The sequence below is a fragment of the Algoriphagus aurantiacus genome, from assembly GCF_035156405.1.
Lineage (GTDB): Bacteria > Bacteroidota > Bacteroidia > Cytophagales > Cyclobacteriaceae > Algoriphagus > Algoriphagus aurantiacus.
Genome location: NZ_JAXRUT010000017.1, coordinates 88999 through 105879, shown reverse-complemented (window position 1 = coordinate 105879; position 16881 = coordinate 88999). Strand labels below are relative to the sequence as shown.

10 protein-coding genes are annotated in these 16881 nt (G+C 40.1%); 2 read left to right on the top strand and 8 right to left on the bottom strand.

Going from position 1 to position 16881, the window contains the following annotated elements:
- Nucleotides 1-53: 53 nt before the first annotated feature.
- Both rseP and SYJ56_RS16765 read right to left on the bottom strand, forming a co-directional pair.
- Complete coding sequence (gene rseP / locus SYJ56_RS16770) at nt 54-1379, bottom strand: RIP metalloprotease RseP (RefSeq protein WP_323836065.1); 1326 nt, start codon at nt 1377-1379, stop codon at nt 54-56.
- Nucleotides 1379-2545 carry a 1-deoxy-D-xylulose-5-phosphate reductoisomerase gene (locus SYJ56_RS16765; protein ID WP_323836064.1) on the bottom strand — a complete coding sequence of 389 codons (1167 nt, stop codon included), beginning with the start codon at nt 2543-2545 and terminating at the stop codon, nt 1379-1381. Before SYJ56_RS16765 ends, rseP begins: the two co-directional genes overlap by 1 nt.
- A gap of 234 nt (nt 2546-2779) precedes the next feature.
- Between SYJ56_RS16765 and SYJ56_RS16760 the strand changes: the two genes are divergently transcribed.
- Entirely contained in the window at nt 2780-4228 is a 1449-nt protein-coding gene (locus SYJ56_RS16760) for a S1C family serine protease (RefSeq protein ID WP_323836063.1), read from the top strand.
- A 3-nt stretch (nt 4229-4231) separates the two neighbouring features.
- Here SYJ56_RS16760 and SYJ56_RS16755 read toward each other — a convergent pair whose 3' ends face one another.
- From SYJ56_RS16755 to SYJ56_RS16735, 5 genes are all read right to left on the bottom strand, one after another.
- Nucleotides 4232-5779 carry a hypothetical protein gene (locus SYJ56_RS16755; RefSeq protein WP_323836061.1) on the bottom strand — a complete coding sequence of 516 codons (1548 nt, stop codon included), beginning with the start codon at nt 5777-5779 and terminating at the stop codon, nt 4232-4234.
- A 29-nt stretch (nt 5780-5808) separates the two neighbouring features.
- On the bottom strand, nt 5809-6918 hold the full coding sequence (locus tag SYJ56_RS16750; RefSeq protein ID WP_323836059.1) for a DUF4249 domain-containing protein: 1110 nt from the start codon (nt 6916-6918) through the stop codon (nt 5809-5811).
- 2 nt (nt 6919-6920) lie between these two features.
- Complete coding sequence (locus SYJ56_RS16745) at nt 6921-9614, bottom strand: TonB-dependent receptor (protein ID WP_323836057.1); 2694 nt, start codon at nt 9612-9614, stop codon at nt 6921-6923.
- 67 nt (nt 9615-9681) lie between these two features.
- Entirely contained in the window at nt 9682-11145 is a 1464-nt protein-coding gene (locus SYJ56_RS16740) for a SusD/RagB family nutrient-binding outer membrane lipoprotein (RefSeq protein ID WP_323836055.1), read from the bottom strand.
- An 11-nt stretch (nt 11146-11156) separates the two neighbouring features.
- Nucleotides 11157-14327: a SusC/RagA family TonB-linked outer membrane protein gene (locus SYJ56_RS16735; RefSeq protein ID WP_323836053.1), complete on the bottom strand. Its 3171-nt coding sequence runs from the start codon at nt 14325-14327 to the stop codon at nt 11157-11159.
- 418 nt (nt 14328-14745) lie between these two features.
- On the opposite strand from SYJ56_RS16735, the gene SYJ56_RS16730 reads away from it, so the two are divergent.
- Nucleotides 14746-15162 carry a nucleotidyltransferase substrate binding protein gene (locus SYJ56_RS16730; protein ID WP_323836052.1) on the top strand — a complete coding sequence of 139 codons (417 nt, stop codon included), beginning with the start codon at nt 14746-14748 and terminating at the stop codon, nt 15160-15162.
- Nucleotides 15163-15378: 216 nt separating this feature from the next.
- Here the strand turns inward: SYJ56_RS16730 and dnaA are convergent, their stop codons facing one another.
- Nucleotides 15379-16797 carry a chromosomal replication initiator protein DnaA gene (dnaA, locus tag SYJ56_RS16725; protein WP_323836051.1) on the bottom strand — a complete coding sequence of 473 codons (1419 nt, stop codon included), beginning with the start codon at nt 16795-16797 and terminating at the stop codon, nt 15379-15381.
- Between the last annotated feature and the right edge of the window lie 84 nt (nt 16798-16881).

The following is a 16881-nucleotide window of genomic DNA, read 5'->3' as shown; positions in this document are numbered from 1 at the left end:
ATCTGCGACTAGTTCAAAACAAAAAAAGCCGGGATTTCTCCCAGCTTTACGTTTTATCCTTCTCCGGTAAATAGCTTCAACACATCGTTCCCGATAGCAAAAACCATCAAGGCTAGTAATATAACCATTCCTACTTTCTGCGCATTTTCCAAAAATCTGTCAGAAGGAGCACGTCCGGAAATCATCTCATAAAGCAAGAAAATCACATGTCCCCCATCCAAAGCAGGAATAGGCAATAAATTCATAAATGCCAGTATCATTGAAATCAACCCTGTAATAGTCCAGAATTTAGTCCAGTTCCAGGTATCTCCGTATATTTTTGCCATGCCAATAGGACCACTTACATTTTTGGTAGACACCTCACCGGTAAACATTTTGCCCATTGCCTTCGCATTCACAATAACTACAGTAAAAGCCTTGGTGGTGCCTTTTTTAAGTGATTCAACAAATCCATATTTACGCTGAACCATGTCTATCATAGGAGTCACAACAATATCAATCGTTCCACGATCAGTGACTGCCACCATGGTATGGATGGTGTCATTTGCACTAGTCAATAACTCTATATCTGCTTCTTGGCTTTTAACATTTGCAAGCGCTGATTCAAGCTCATCAAAGTAAGAAATCTGCTGACCATTTACTGAAAGAATTTTATCCTCAGGAGTAATCCCAGCTTTATCTGCTGCCCCCCCTTTATCTATTACCCTTAATTCAAATGGAAATCGGATTTCGACAAAGCTATTCATAGCTTCCTGGCTATTAAATGAATTGATGAAGCCTCTCGGGATATCTACCTTTATGGTATCTCCTCCACGATCTACCGTGTAGTAGCCATTTTCACTTAGCAAAGCAGAGCCTGCTGTCAATTCATTAATCGATTGATAAGGCTCCCCACTGATATCCAAAATCTTATCCCCGGTTTTCAAACCGATGGATTCACCGATTTCCAATGCAACAATGCCGTTTTCGACGACTTGGTCTCTTGAATAATAAGTCTCCCCATTATTATAAACCAAAATCACGAAGATGATAATCCCGGTAACGACATTGACAATGATCCCACCCAACATAACTATGAGGCGCTGCCAAGCTGGTTTAGAGCGGAATTCCCAAGGTTGTGGTTCTCCGGCCATCTGGTCGGCATCCATGGACTCGTCCACCATTCCGGAGATTTTCACAAATCCTCCCAATGGTATCGCTCCTATGGAATACTCGGTTTCTCCATACTGGAAACCTGCGATTTTCGGAGGAAATCCAATTGAAAACTTCTCTACTCTCATGCCAAACATCTTGGCGGTAAGCAAGTGGCCCAACTCGTGTAAACCCACCAAGATTGACAATCCCAGGAGTAATTGGCCCACCATAATTAAGGTATCCATTATACTTTATTCGTTATTAGTTCTTTAGTAATTTCTCTTGCCCGCATATCTGTCTCCACATAGTCCTCCAAATTTGGATGTGCAATAAACTCAGCTTTTTCGAGAGTTTCGCCAATCAAATCAGACATTTCTAGAAAACCCACTTCTTTATTCAAGAAAGCAGCTACCGCTATTTCATTGGCAGCATTCAGCACACAAGGGGCATTGCCGCCCTTTGCAAGCGCATCATAAGCTAATTGAAGGTTTTGGAATGTCTTTAAATCCGGTTGCTCGAAGGTCAGTTGCGGGTAATTCATAAAGTCAAATCTTTCGAAATCACTTTTTAACCGATCTGGAAAGCTCAGAGCAAACTGAATTGGGATACGCATATCAGGCAATCCGAGTTGTGCTTTGATCGATCCATCTTCAAATTGCACCATCGAATGAATGATACTCTGCGGATGTATGACTACTTCTATCTGTTCGGTTTTCAGTCCAAAAAGCCATTTCGCCTCGATCACTTCCAAGCCCTTATTCATCAAAGAAGCCGAGTCAATTGTGATCTTTGCTCCCATTTCCCAATTGGGATGCTTGAGCGCTTGTTCACGGGTGACAGTTTCTAAAAATTTTCTATCCTTTCCTCTAAATGGTCCACCTGAGGCCGTAAGAATGATTTTCTCAATCGGATTATGAAACTCACCAATAAGACATTGAAAAATGGCTGAATGCTCCGAATCCACCGGGTAGATGTTGACACGATTTTCTTTGGCCAAGGCAGTAATTATTTCACCTGCTACGACTAGTGTCTCCTTATTTGCAAGTGCTATCTGCTTGCCCGCTTTGATAGCATTAACCGTAGGAATCAAGCCGGAATAACCAACCAATGCTGTCAATACCACATCGATAGTTTCCATCTCGACTACTTGAGCAATCGCCTTGAGGCTGGCATAAACCTTAATATCTTTAGGTTGCAAGACATCACGAACTTGCGCGTAGAGATTCTCATTACCAATGACTACGGCATTTGGAGTGAACTCCAAGGCTTGGGCTATCAGTAACTCCGCATTATTTTGTGCGGTAAGCACCTCAACAATGAAATCTTCAGGATGCTGACGAATCACCTCTAAGGTTTGAGTACCAATGCTTCCGGTACTTCCCAGGATGGCTACGCGTTTGGGTTCTGTCATTCAGTTTTTTAGGATTGTTGAGTAATTAAAACCTTCATTATATGGAGGGCTTTCTCAATTGCTGACAAAATTACAAGATGCGCCCACTTTTCCTCGTACAAATCGTCAGTTTTTGCCAAATGGCATAATATTAAAGGTCAAAAGACTGAGAAACCACTATTACCGAACATAAAAAATGTGAATTTATTCAACGGAATGTTTTCACATACGTCAAATTGATAAAATGATTCGCCTATGAACAGTCTATTCAAAACAACCGGAGTTTCCTTTCTGGCAGGCTTGGCCGGAGCTGCAGTTTGGACCACAATCGATATTAATGAACCAGAGCAATTCTCTGATTTCCCAAAGGGTAATCAAACGGAAGTAAGTTTTGCTTCTCAGTACCAGCCCGCAACTAATCACTCACCGTCCGAAGTACCTATTTCTTTTGTAGAGGCTTCTGAAAACAGCACAGAGTCAGTTGTATTTATCAAAAACTTTTCCGGAACGGATCCAAGAAGGTATAGCATGTTTGACTATTTCTTCGGAGGAGGCGGTGCGCCTTCTCAGCAAGTGAGTACTGGATCTGGAGTAATCATTTCAAAAGACGGCTACATCGTGACCAATAACCACGTGATTGACAGAGCAGAGACGATTGAGGTCGTGCATATGAAAAGGACTTACAAAGCAACATTAGTTGGCACTGATAAAAACACGGATATCGCAGTATTGAAAATTGAGGAGACTGATCTCCCAGCGATCAAACGCGGAAGCAGTCGGGATTTAAAAATCGGCGAGTGGGTTCTGGCAGTTGGAAACCCATTTAACCTTACTTCCACTGTCACGGCTGGGATAGTTTCTGCCAAAGAGCGACAAATCAATATCCTAGGTGGAGATTTCCCTTTGGAAAGTTTCATTCAAACAGATGCTCCCATTAATCCTGGCAATTCAGGAGGAGCTCTTGTGAATATCAATGGAGAGTTGGTTGGAATAAATACTGCCATTTTATCCAGAACAGGTTCCTATACGGGATACGGTTTTGCAGTACCTGTAGATATAGCGATGAAAGTATCCAATGATTTAATTCAATATGGAGAAGTCCAAAAAGCTATCCCTGGAATAGATGCTGTGGAAATCACCCCTGAACTAGCTGAAGAAATGAACATCAATACACTTGACGGGGTGATTGTGACTCATGTAATAAAAAATGGTGCGGCAGAAAGAGCTGGTTTGCAGCGTAACGATGTGATCACCAAGCTTGGTTCTCAGGCGATTACTGGTAAAGGAAGCTTTGAAGAAGCAATTTCCTACTATTATCCAGGAGAGCAACTTTCTGTAAGCTATCTCAGAAATGGGGATGCGAAAACTGCAAATTTATTGCTCCAAAACTTAGAAGGTGGCAATGGTGTCATCAAACGGGAATTTTACAGCTCAGGTATCTTGGGAGCAAGATTGGAAGCTGTCAATACTATCGAGAAAGACAAGTTTGGTGTGGATTATGGAATCAAAATCACTGGTTTGACAAGAGGCTATTTGAGAGAACTTGGATTAAGAGAAGGGTTCGTAATCACCCAGATCAACAGTGAACCTGCTAAGGATCCAACCAAAGTAGGAGCCTATCTGGAGAAATTTAGTGGCAGACTTCTTCTAGAGGGGGTAGCTTCCAATGGACAGCCATTTATGCAAAGTTATACGATCCGTTGATGGTCATTGAGCAAATTGTGTGGGGACAGGTTGAGACCATTGGATAGAAGCCCCATCATTCCGTATGAAATCTATCCACATCACATAGTTGGCTAGCACATCAGAGGCTTTCCAATCAAAAGTTAGAGTTTGATCCGGCTGAATAAACTGACTTGAGCCCCAAAGTAAAACAGGTCTCAGATCTGGATCAGTAGGATCAAACTCTTCTTTTACTTGTACCAGTTCGTTGACTCCATGGTAATAAGGATAGGCTTCCTTCTTTGCAATAAGAGGGTTATCAAATTCTTCTTTCATCTCAATACTCACTACCCCAAACCTCCCTAAAATACCAAACCTTTTTAGAGATTGAATAGAATTAAAAACAGAGATAGACTCAATGAGATGAAATGGAGTTTCAATTAATTCCCCCAACTCAAAAATCGGTGATCCATTAAATAGAATAAGCGGCCCATTTTCGAAGCGGAATCCAGCATTTGCGGGAGATAGTACAAGTTGATAGCCATCTTTACTTCGCTTCACAGATGCCTTAGACACTATGCCTGAAAATGCTTCTCTTAGTGTAGCAATACTTTCATAATCCTTGCTAAAATAGACTTGGTCCGCTTTCACAATTTCAGTTTCTTCCCAAATTGATTCGAAATTGTCAATATCCGTTCCGTATATCTGATCTATGTATTTCCGTTTTCTCTTGTGATCAAGGATATTCACCACACGATCATTGAACGGCACAATATTTTCAAATGAACTGAATTGGTTGCTATCCCACTCTTCAACCTCTACAAACACCTCTCCTATATTTTGGCCGAGATTATCAAACTGATAGGCCCAAATAGAAGAAGATCCTCGGTGCCTGATCAGCTTACTTTCCATCTCCAAACTATCTCTCATATTGAATTCTTCGACAATTCCCTGTTCCAGAAAAAATACAGAGATTCTTGAATTGGGATCATTTGAAAGGGGTGTCAATTCAAATTTTCCTGAATTATTAACATCAATTTCTGAGTTTTTAACTGTTCCTAAAACTGGAGCAGTTTCCAGAAACGAATCAAAAATTTTCATTGTCAAAAATCCTGATTCTGAAGACTTAGAATTTACAGTTAAGATAGCTTGCTGAACTTCCAGCTCAAGATCGGAAATCTCCTTCATCGGAGTGGGTGACGGTAGCCCTAAATCAGGGTTGGCATTTGCTGGTAGTGCAGTAGATGAAAATATAGTAGGACTATAAACATGGATTATGGCTTCAGTTTGGAATTTTGATCCGGGAATATGACCGACCAATTTATAATTTCCCGTTGAAAGTTCACTGGGTAATAAAAACGCACTTCCAGAATCATTTTGCGAGGAATCAAAACGCTTTATTTCAGCCGTTTGACCATTATGTGTCACGAGGTATAAATTGATTAAGGCACCATCGGAAATAGGTTTTCCCTCCTCATCTAAAGTCAGCAACTTCAACTTCACCAGATCACCGCTGACAAAAATACTGGAGGAAACCACCATCCTGACCTGAACTGCTGGATTTTGAGCCCATGAGATGGATGTTCCAAGCATTACCACGCAAAAGGTTAAGGATATAATTTTTAGAATTCGTTCCACCATGATGGTTTTTGATTGGTAATGTCAGTATGTGAACCTCTATACTCGAGGCAATTGTTACAGCCCGCTGGAGGAATAAAAGGTACACCAGGCATAGGCTCACAAGGATCAAGAAAAGTCAGCTGATAAGGCAAATCCTCTGGTGATAACATCCAGCGATAAGAGGACTCATGTGCTACAAAGAAATACCCTGAAACATGCTCCTCTTCATTTGCCACATTATGTATGTTAGTCACTAAAGCGAATGGCGGAGGATCAAAAATCCCTCCACCACTCTGCTGCTGAGTGGCAAGTTGATCCCAAAATTTATATCCTGAGGGAGATAGGCTGTACTGAGTGATAAAGGCTGAATACCCATATTTTAGCTGCTCATTATCATCGGTTTCTAAAAAGAACAAATCACGGTTGTACCCGCCTGTTTGATCTTCCCACACTTTAATCGCTTGATATTCATATAGATTTGTGGCATAGCACCTTTTGTTAGGATTTCCATCTTGTAACAGGGATGTTTCAAAGATCCAGCTTGGCACTATTTTCCAGCGATAGCGAAAAGGCTCAGAATTAGTATGGGATGCAAGTGGAACAGAAACTTGCAAACCACGCTGTTCGACGATTTCAGTTTGATTTCCTACAGTAATGCTTTTCAGGATCGTTTGATAATCTAACTTGATATTTTCTATGGATGGAGCTGGATAAAGTTTATCCGTATCGGATTCATAAATTTCACCTTCAGAAGTCTCGATATGTACTTTGTATGCGATATTCTCTTCTGCATGAAAGTTCTCGTCTTCTATCAAATACCGCTGCTCCAGGTCATCCCAAAAGTATTCATAACTCACTCCATCTGATGTTATTAATTTAACCTCAGCATCGGATATCACCTCATCCCGAACATTGTCAACATCACTGGTCCAGCGTAACGCCACATAAAATCTGAGCGGAGGCGCTGGTTTTTGAGATTGTTCTGCAAAGGAAATATTGGAAATATATCCATCCACTACCAATCGACGAGGTTCACTACCCGTATCAAAAGTGATGGGATCGATACAGGCCGTCAATAGCAACACTAGTGCAATTGCAAAACTCTGTCGCATCATTATAATTTAAAATTGTAAGTGATAGAAGGAAATGCACTTCCCAGCACAGATAGCTGAAACGCATTTCCCCGTTGTGTAAAATACACTGAAAATGGATTCTTCCTTCCGTAAACATTATAGATGGAAAATACCCACTCGCCGTCAATTCTTTTCTCCTTTTTCAAACCACTTTTGAGAGTGAAGGCTAAGTCCAGTCTATGATAGTCTGGCACGCGATACTGATTACGATCAGAGAAATTCAACACAGAAAGAATGTCTTCATATTCAAACTTGGAAACAGGAACCGTAATAGGTCTTCCCGTAGAATAGGCGAAATTCAAATTCATTGCAAAACGTCTACTCATCTGATAATTCATTACAACAGATAAATCGTGTGGCTTGTCGTAATTGGCTGGGTAAAAGCTCCCTCCATTTATTTTCTCCTCTAAAAAAGGGGACTCGTTGAATTTCAGGAGACTTCTCGAATAGGTGTACCCTACCCATCCTGTCAACTTACCTCGATTTTTCCTCAACAAAAATTCCACGCCATAAGCTTTTCCCACACCCTGGACTAAATCAGCATCCAGTGTTTCATTTAGCAAAATCGTCGCAGCATTCTTATAATCGACGACATTTTGGATGTTTTTGTAATATCCTTCTACAGATATTTCGAAGAGATTATCCTTCCAGTTTTTGAAAAATCCAAGGGTGTATTGATCTGCAACTGAAGGAGAAAGATTGTACCCCGAAGACTTCCAATAATTCACTGGTGAAATCGCCGCTGTGTTGGATATCAAATGGATATACTGCTTAGTCCTGTAATAGCTGAGTTTAAGAGAACTAGATGGAGTAAACAACAAGCGGAAAGATGCTCTTGGTTCAATCCCTATATATGACTTGGCAACTTCATTATTACTGAAACTCAAGGTATCCGTGATTGAACCCGCAGTCCGGGGTTGATTGGAATCAAACTCAAAATAGCTACCACCCACAGCCAGATAATTTGACACTCTGACACCATATACGAGAGAAGCACGAGGGGAAATGACGAATTCATCGTTGAGATAAATTGCACTTTCCAAGGCATTTTCTTTAGGAATATGAATTTGTTCAGAGGTAGTATTTTCGATACCAGGATTGAAATCCCCATTATTGAATTCATAATAAAGGGAACTGAACCCAAAATCTAATTTATGTGCAGTTCCTAATTCATAAGAAAAATCAACTTTCCCCTGATAGTTTAGGATACCAGAACTATAATCGAAATCGTAGTTTTCTTGGGTGTTTTGAATATTACTTTGAAAATCACTTACCACCACTTGCGACTGCATCAGAAACCTATTGCTGAACCTATGTGCCCATTTTAGAATTCCAAGTTTTGTTTTCCAGACATAGGCAGTATCCGATGCAAATTCGAAATTATCATCACTCATGTAACCTGAGAAAGTGAGGACGTTATTATCGTCGATGTTATGATTTACTTTAAAATTCACATCGTAGAAACCCGCTGCACTTTGGTACAAATCGGGATCTTTCATTTGCTTCAGCATCCAATTTGGATAGGCTGATCTTCCCGAAAGCAAGAAAGTTGTTTTATTCTTGATCAAAGGGCCTTCTACTAATAGTCTGGAAGATATTAAGCCTATCCCTCCTTGCACTTCTACACCTTGAGAATTCCCATTTCTTAGATTCACATTGAGAACAGAGGACACCCTACCACCATAATTTGCAGGGCCACCGCCTTTATATAATTCTACATCTCTGATCAAATCCGAATTAAATGCTCCAAAAAACCCAAATAAATGTGAGCTATTATAAACAATTGCCCCGTCCATCATCACTAAATTTTGACCTGGATCACCGCCACGTACATTAAATCCAGAACTACCTTCTCCTACGGAGCTGACTCCTGGTAGGGAAATTAAGCTTTTGACAGGATCCACCTCGCCCATAAAAGTTGGCAGGCTTTTGATTACGGCTATATCAAGTATTTCTCTACCTGCTATTTTCTCAGAAACTGACATCTCTTGGCTTCTAGCAGAAATGGTAACTTCCTCCAGCTTTAGCGTTTCGTTGAAAAGTTCTACGTCTAATTCTCCAGTATTAATGACTTGAACCTGAATCGACTGCGGTTCATAGCCAGCATACTGAATCAGTAATTTATATTTACCGGGAATAAGAGGCAATTCGTAATTACCGTCTACATCTGTCACCACACCTTCAGCACTATCCACTACTTGGATACTTGCACCTATCAGAACCCCGCCTTCACCTGCATCTTTAATTTGGCCTGATAGTGTAACAGGCAAATTGGAATTTTCAGGTTGCCCCATTCCTATGATCAGATATTCGCTGAGATTAGCATCTTCTTCCTCCCATCGCTCATAGCGATAAGCTTCCAAACCTTCTTGATTGACTATGACAAAAAGTTCTCTGTAAAGAATTACATCATAGCCGTAATTCCCCAACAATTTCTTAATATTTTCTAAGGCACCATCGCCCTTACTGGCATTGACAAGAAAGGCTTCAATTCCCCATTCTTTTTTGTAGAAACATCGGGTTCCAGTCCTAGTCTCAATATTATACAGTACTTCAGGAAGGGGGGTCTCTGAATAATCCTGATCAAAAATTATTGTTCTTTCAACTGATTGACTAAAGAGGTGACTGATTTGAAGGAATAGTAATAATAAAAATAGTGGTAGTATTCTTTTCATATAGAGCATGAAGCATAAAAATGCCATCCACAAATTGCAGATGGCATTTTATCTTTTTCAGTTTTTATTATTTATCCCACCAAACTGGCGTGTCCAAGTTATCTGCTCCTTGACGGGCAACTACTGCATTATAGTTCTCCGAGTTAAGGTTCAGTTCAAACAAAGGATAACCTTGACGAACTGGGATTTGCTTGCTGTCGTTAAGCGCATCTTCAGCCGGCATTAGAGTTGGATAACCTGTTCTTCTCCATTCAGCCCAAGATTCATAACCATTTAGGAAGTTAGCGATCCACTTCTGTGTAACTATTTGCTCCATAGCTTTGGAAGCGTCATACTTCACCCAAGAATTAGTGATGTACTGTGCATATCCACTGGCTACACCGTATTGGTCCAAAGAAGCTTCGATACCTTGATAGTAAAGTGCTTCTGCATCGCCAGAAATCCAACCTCTTTGCGCAGCTTCAGCCATGGATAGCAATACCTGAGCAGAAGTGAAGATATAGTTTGGAGCATCCTGAGATCTTAATTCAGCATTCAAGAAGGATACATCAGAGTTAGAGATAGCACCTGCTCTAGCCTCAGAAAGGCCATAAGGCATGCCTACATATTTCCCTCCTATGTCTGCTGGATCTGCATATTCAGGAAGACGAGGATCCATAGCTACATTCAGCACACCACCATTGGCAGATGTCTGCATTCTGTCTACCAAAGTATTGGCAACAGTATAGTCACGTCGAGTAAGGAATCTTGCAAACCAAGCATTCTGGAAAGCTGCCTCTGGAAGGTTTGCGTAGAAAACGTTTTCGCTGTTATCCAATGCAATCACTCCATCATTGATAGCAGAAGCAAATTCCGCTGCACCAGTGGTAGGGTCTACCTCAGATAGTCTCAATGCCATTTTCATTCTAAGTGTATTGGCAAACTTCTTCCACATATCCATATCGCCATCGAAAAGGATGTCACCTTGTACAGGCGCGGTTGGAGAAAGATTAGCCTGAGCTGTTTTTAGCGTTGCCAAAACCCCAGTATAAACTTCTGATTGAGGATCAAATGCAGGCTGGCGTATTCCTTCAGAAATTTTCAATGACTGAGAATAAGGAATATCTCCCCACCTATCTGTCATAAAGTTGTAGAAATAAGACTGAAGGATTTGTGCAACAGCTATCTGATTTTCGTTAGAGCCATATCTAGACGCTTCCACCCTAGTCTCCTCATCAGAGTTTATGAGAATGATTTGCTCCAAATCCATCAATACTCCACTGTAGAACCCACCATAATTAAATATGATCGTCTGGTAATTGTCAGCACTGGTGTACTGAGAGTTTGCCAGATATTGGGAATAAAGCGACCCCTGTGGATCGTCTATTGTACCCTTCAAGCTGTTGATTGAGTTGGTCAAAAGAGAAGAAGGAATTGCCTGAGTCGTCTGGTTAGGGTTGACGTTAGTATCCCCAAAATCTCCTAGATCACAAGATGTCACCCCTACGGCAATCATCCCTATTAGTATATATTTTGAAATTGATTTTTTCATGTTTCTTTTTTTTAGAATCCTAGACGAATGTCAAAACCTATAGAACGGGTAGCTGGCAACTGTCCAGAATCTACCCATGCACCATTGTTTCTTGAATTCCTTGTATCTCCACTGACTTGAGATGGATCCAGTCCTGGAACATTAGTCTTAATCAACCAAGGGTTATTTGCTACTACTGCTACAGCAGCAGTTCTGATGAAGTTGGTACGCTCAAGAAGTGACTGTGGAAGATTATAACCGAATCTAACTTCACGTAGCTTCACATAGCTCGCATCATAAACCCAAGCCTCATGAAGAGCAAATTGACTCTTCCAATATTCAGAAGTTTCTAAATAGATATCATTTTCACTACCATCAGCAAATACTCCGTCGAATCTCAATCCACCACCATCAGCAACTGGGTCACGCATAGGAACACCCCTATCGTTGTTTCCAACAGTCATTGTACCTAAGCCTGAGTACGCATTGAACATATTGGTGATAGAGTTTATTTTACCTCCCATTTGCCAATCTATTGTAAAACTCAACTCGAAGTTTTTGTAGGTTAGTCTGTTAAATATACCACCTGTGTAATCAGGAAGTACTGTTCCCAGAACTTGGTTTTGCTCAGTCATTGGGTAACCTGCTTCATCGATTAAGATATTTCCAGCTTCATCTCTTTGAAATTTCTCACCAATGATAGTACCCCATTCTTCACCTACTTTAGCTCTTGCAGAGATAGATCCCCAGCCTCCCGCTACACGGTCACCTAGAAAACCATTTACAAGTTGAATAGCATCAATTCCAGGATAGATCTCTTCAATTACATTTCTGCTTCGGGCGAAGTTAAAGTTTACATCCCAGTTAAAGTTGGCAGTTTGAATAGGTGTACCACCGATAGTAGCATCCCATCCTTTAGTAAAAGTCTTACCCGCATTAATGGTATAAGAAGAAATACCAGTTGTGCTAGGAACCTCAGTGCTTAGGATCTCATTAGTATTGTCATAGTAGTAATATGAGAAATCAGTTCTGATTCTGCCTTGAAGGAAAGTCAATTCTACACCAGCTTCCAACGCAGCAGTAGTAGATGCACGGAGATTAGGATCAATTAGCGAGTTTGGATACGTCATAGTAGGGTTACCATTATAAGGAGTACCCAAGGAATATGCAGGATCCAATTGATACGGGTCCAACTCTCCACCTACTTCAGCATAACCAGCTCTTAACTTACCAAATGATAAAATGTTAGTATTTGCTAACAATTCAGAGAATATAAAGGATGCGGAAACCGCAGGATAAGTAAAGGCATTACTTGAAGTAGGCAATACCGAGTCATAATCACGACGAATAGATCCATCAACGAACACAATTTCTTTCCAACCAAAGCTTGCTTGGGCGAAGATAGAATTAACTTGTCTTTTTTCAATTTTGTTTGTCGTATTTGGTCGATCTATAGATGCGCTTATGTTATATAGATCAGGTACTGACAAGCCTCCTGCTGTTGAAATAGTATTCTCGTTAAAATTATTATGTCTAATGTTACCACCAATCAACGCAGATACAGAGAAATTCTCAGTAACCTTGCTATACTGAGCTAAGAATTCATAGTTGTCTTCTGAACTCTGATATTTTCTTTGAGCATAAGAATCAAGGTTTAACGTACCTGAAGCAGTTCGCCCATCAGCAAAATAAGAAGTAAAATAGCGACTTAGGTTAGCTGATACAGAAAGACCATCGATCAACTCATAAGTCAACCCAAATTTACCACTATAGGTATCCTTTGTATTTTCAGAGAAGTTTGCATACTGCTCAGTGTAAGGGTTATTCCAGTACAATGGCCTTGAATTTCTTGCAGAGTTAATGTTCCAGCTGGTATATCTGCCATCAGGCATCCTGTAATACTTCTTCAACAAGTCCATATCTGCTTGCCTCTGGAACCACTGGTTGAAGTTCTGACTGATACTACCTTGGTAACCTTCAGTCAAACTACCAAATACATTTGTTCTGTTATAGTTAGCTAAAGTAGTCAAAGTCAAGCCCTTTGCAAGATCCACTGTTGCGTTTAAGTTCAAGAAAGTCTTTTCTTGACTAGTGTTTGGAAGTACGCCAGTACGATTTACATTAGTCATTGTAGCAGTAATATTGTACCCATCACCAGCCTTACTAATAGACAAACTATTTTGAAGAGACACACCTGTGTTGAAGAAGTTTTTTACATTGTCTTCATTAGGTGACCATGGTCTTGTCTGACCATAGGTATCAGTGCCTGGTGTGAAAGCATCCCACTGAGCTACTTGACGACCATCCATACGTGGACCCCAGCTCTCATCTGCATAGAATTCAGGAATAAGTGCTCCATTCAAGCCAGCCAAAGCAGGATCATCAGTAGCAGGGTTAAAAGTGAATGTTTGGAATTCCTGAGAATAACCTCCACCATACTCATTCTGATACTTAGGCATTACAGATACATTCTCAAATGTGGTAGTGTTATTGAAGTCAATGTTCATTCTACCAGCCTTTGCTCTCTTCATGGTGATCAAGATTACACCATCACGAGCACGAGAACCATATAGTGCAGAGGCATTCGCACCTTTCAATACGTTGATAGACTGCACGTTATCCATATTGATAGTAGCTGGATCAGCGGTAGGAATACCATCTACTACATAAAGTGGGGAGTTGGACCCGAATCCTCGTACACCACGGATACGAACAGCTGCTTCACCGAACTTAGCTCCTGAACCAGAAATTACTTGTACACCAGACACTTTACCTGCAAGTGCCTCGTTCAGGTTAGTCTCTCTTGCTACTCGAAGATTGTCAGCGACAACTTCCTGAGTAGCATAACCCAAGGTCTTTTTCTCACGCTCTACGTTCAAGGCTGTTACTACCACTTCGTTGAGTTGAGTAACATCTTCAGAAAGCTGCGTATCAATAACTGATTGGCTTCCTATAGTTACTTCTGCTGAGTTCATTCCCACGAAGGAGAAAACTAGAACCCCACCTGTGCCTGGCACATTCAACTGATACTTACCGTCAATATCGGTAATCGTTCCATTTTGTGTTCCTTTCAAGATGACACTTACGCCAGGTAAGGAGGTTCCGTCTTCTGAGGCTGTAACCGTACCGGTAATGGTTCGGTCTTGAGCCCAAACTAACCCTGTAATGACCATCAGGAAAGAAAATAGTAAAATTTTCTTCATACTAGATTTGGTTTGATTGATGTGAAAGATGATTTTATAATGTTAAATTTTCATAATTGAACATAACAAATATATATAAATTTCGAAATCGTACAAATTTCAAAATCAATTCATGACACCCTATCTATGCTATTTTGATAGAAATTTCTTTTAAAAACTTAAACTTTAAAACCATCGGCATACGATTGTTTAACAAAAAGTAAAATTCTCATTATTAAAACACCCTATTTTTTAAGAATTCAAATTATTCATCTCCATAAATCAGCGAACGTTTTTTTTTAGTAAAATCTAATTTATTTTTCGTGCCAAAAAATCCGTAAAACATTAAAAATTTTTATAATTGATAACTTTCTAATAACAATAAGACTTATTCATCATATTTTGTTATTTTAGTTTTCATAGATCATATGTTAATTCCATGAAAGCTGTCATCAAATCCTGCGAGAAATGTCTAGAAGAATTCAGTGATTCACTTGCTGATCTCACAGACTATGCAAGTCGTGCTAGAAATGGCAAATTGAGCGAATCTCAAGCAAGGGATCTCATGAAGCATTTTGAGGAAACTCATGAGTTAGCACTGAATGTAATTACGCTTTATTTTAAACAAATTGGGAAAGGACCATTTTCAGGTTCAAGGGATTTGACAGTTGAAGCATTTCACGCCGAATTAATCGATGATGGAAAAGCCTGGCTAGACATCGTGATAGATCGTATTCAGTACAATCCCGTTTATGAGATTGATACTCAGGAAAAATTTCTGGAAAATATCCAAAAACGATACATCAGACTTCTGCAACGATTTGAAGATACTATGGGCAAAAAGCTAAATGAGTAGAAATCAACTTTGTGAAAAGTAACTTTGGTAAGTGGTAAGTAGTAAAAAACCGGTGCAACAACAGATAAAAACCACCTTTTTACCGAGTGAGAAATTCGATCATTCTTAAAAAAGCTTATCTCTCAAATTTATTCCACTCCTGTCTTTGGTCTCCCGTCTTCTAACCATTCCCTATGAGAATAAAGCTACAGGGATAGTTACGGGTCACCGCGATTATCAATAAGATCTCATTTTGAATTTCTTTTTCAATTCCAATACGGAATTTCTGAATGAACTATCCGTTTCCATGATGTCATTCACCGTCTGCACAGCATGAATCACGGTAGAGTGATCTCTTCCTCCAAAGTGGTAACCAATTGACTTCAAAGAATGATTTGTAAATTCCTTGCAAAAATACATCGCAACTTGACGAGCTGTTACTATTTCTTTTTTACGGGTTTTTGCTTTGAGATCATCAAGCGCAATTCCATAATATTCCGAAACAGTCTTCTGGATAAAATCAACTCCAACTTCCGTTTCAATATCCTTGATGATGTTTTTCATCACCGTCTTGCCAAGCTCAAGGCTGATCTCTACACGATTCAAGGATGCATGTGCAATCAGCGAAATTAGAATCCCCTCCAGCTCACGCACGTTGGTATCCACCGTGTAAGCAAGGTACTCTACTACATCATCCGGAATAATAATTCCTTCTGACTGCATTTTTCTACGGATAATCGCTACTCTCGTCTCAAAATCAGGCATTTGCAAATCTGCAGTCAGGCCCCATTTGAATCGGGAAAGTAATCGCTCCTCCAGGCCCTTCAGATCCCTCGGTGGACAATCTGAAGTCATGATAATTTGCTTCTTGCTTTGATGAAGGTGATTGAAAATATGAAAGAACATCTCTTGCGTTCTGTCTTTTCCTGCTAGAAACTGTATATCATCAATAATCAATACATCTACCTGCATGTAAAAATTGGTAAAGCTTTTCACATTCCCATCCTTAATGGAATCCATGAACTGATTTACAAATTTCTCTGAAGAGACATAGAGAACAAACTTATTTTCTGGACCATTTTTGATCTCGTTTCCTATAGCTTGAACCAAGTGTGTTTTCCCAAGTCCAACTCCACCATAGACCATCAATGGATTAAAGGATGTTATACCTGGCTTGGTCGCTACAGCAAAACCTGCAGATCGCGCCAGTCTATTACAATCTCCCTCTATATAAGTAGTAAACGTATAGGTCGGATTTAGATTACTATTCGTCAATGCTTCAGCATTGAGGGATTTCATCTCAAAGGGAGTCTTATCTGGTTCTATTGGTGCTTGAGGTTTTTTAGTTCCTGCATTTCCCTGAGGAAATGAAACCACATAAGGCTGATTCGAAGAGTTTCCTCTATCTACCACGACGGCGTACTCCAATCTTCCGCTTTGCCCCAAAGTAGTTTTAATGGCAAGCTTTAGTTCCTGTACATAATTATCCTCCAGCCATTCGTAGAAGAATTGACTTGGAACCTGAATGGTAAGTGAAGTACCTTCCAGTTTGACGGGATTAATAGGCTTAAACCAAGTTGAAAAGCTCTGCTCATTGACGTGTTGTTCGATAACACGTAAACATTCATTCCAAACGGCGCTAGCTTCTGAACTCATTAGAGAAGATTTCTGAAAAACAAAGATCTTGCGGTAGGTGCAAGGGTGTCAAATTTGGAGAAAATTAACTTAAATAAAAAATTG

What these genes read in the sequence shown, in the direction of transcription:
- SYJ56_RS16765 (WP_323836064.1), bottom strand. Translation starts at nt 2,545, where the DNA reads ATGACAGAACCCAAACGCGTAGCCATCCTGGGAAGTACCGGAAGCATT.
- dnaA (WP_323836051.1), bottom strand. Translation starts at nt 16,797, where the DNA reads ATGAGTTCAGAAGCTAGCGCCGTTTGGAATGAATGTTTACGTGTTATC.
- rseP (WP_323836065.1), bottom strand. Translation starts at nt 1,379, where the DNA reads ATGGATACCTTAATTATGGTGGGCCAATTACTCCTGGGATTGTCAATC.
- SYJ56_RS16755 (WP_323836061.1), bottom strand. Translation starts at nt 5,779, where the DNA reads ATGCTTGGAACATCCATCTCATGGGCTCAAAATCCAGCAGTTCAGGTC.
- SYJ56_RS16750 (WP_323836059.1), bottom strand. Translation starts at nt 6,918, where the DNA reads ATGCGACAGAGTTTTGCAATTGCACTAGTGTTGCTATTGACGGCCTGT.
- SYJ56_RS16730 (WP_323836052.1), top strand. Translation starts at nt 14,746, where the DNA reads ATGAAAGCTGTCATCAAATCCTGCGAGAAATGTCTAGAAGAATTCAGT.
- SYJ56_RS16760 (WP_323836063.1), top strand. Translation starts at nt 2,780, where the DNA reads ATGAACAGTCTATTCAAAACAACCGGAGTTTCCTTTCTGGCAGGCTTG.
- SYJ56_RS16735 (WP_323836053.1), bottom strand. Translation starts at nt 14,327, where the DNA reads ATGAAGAAAATTTTACTATTTTCTTTCCTGATGGTCATTACAGGGTTA.
- SYJ56_RS16740 (WP_323836055.1), bottom strand. Translation starts at nt 11,145, where the DNA reads ATGAAAAAATCAATTTCAAAATATATACTAATAGGGATGATTGCCGTA.
- SYJ56_RS16745 (WP_323836057.1), bottom strand. Translation starts at nt 9,614, where the DNA reads ATGAAAAGAATACTACCACTATTTTTATTATTACTATTCCTTCAAATC.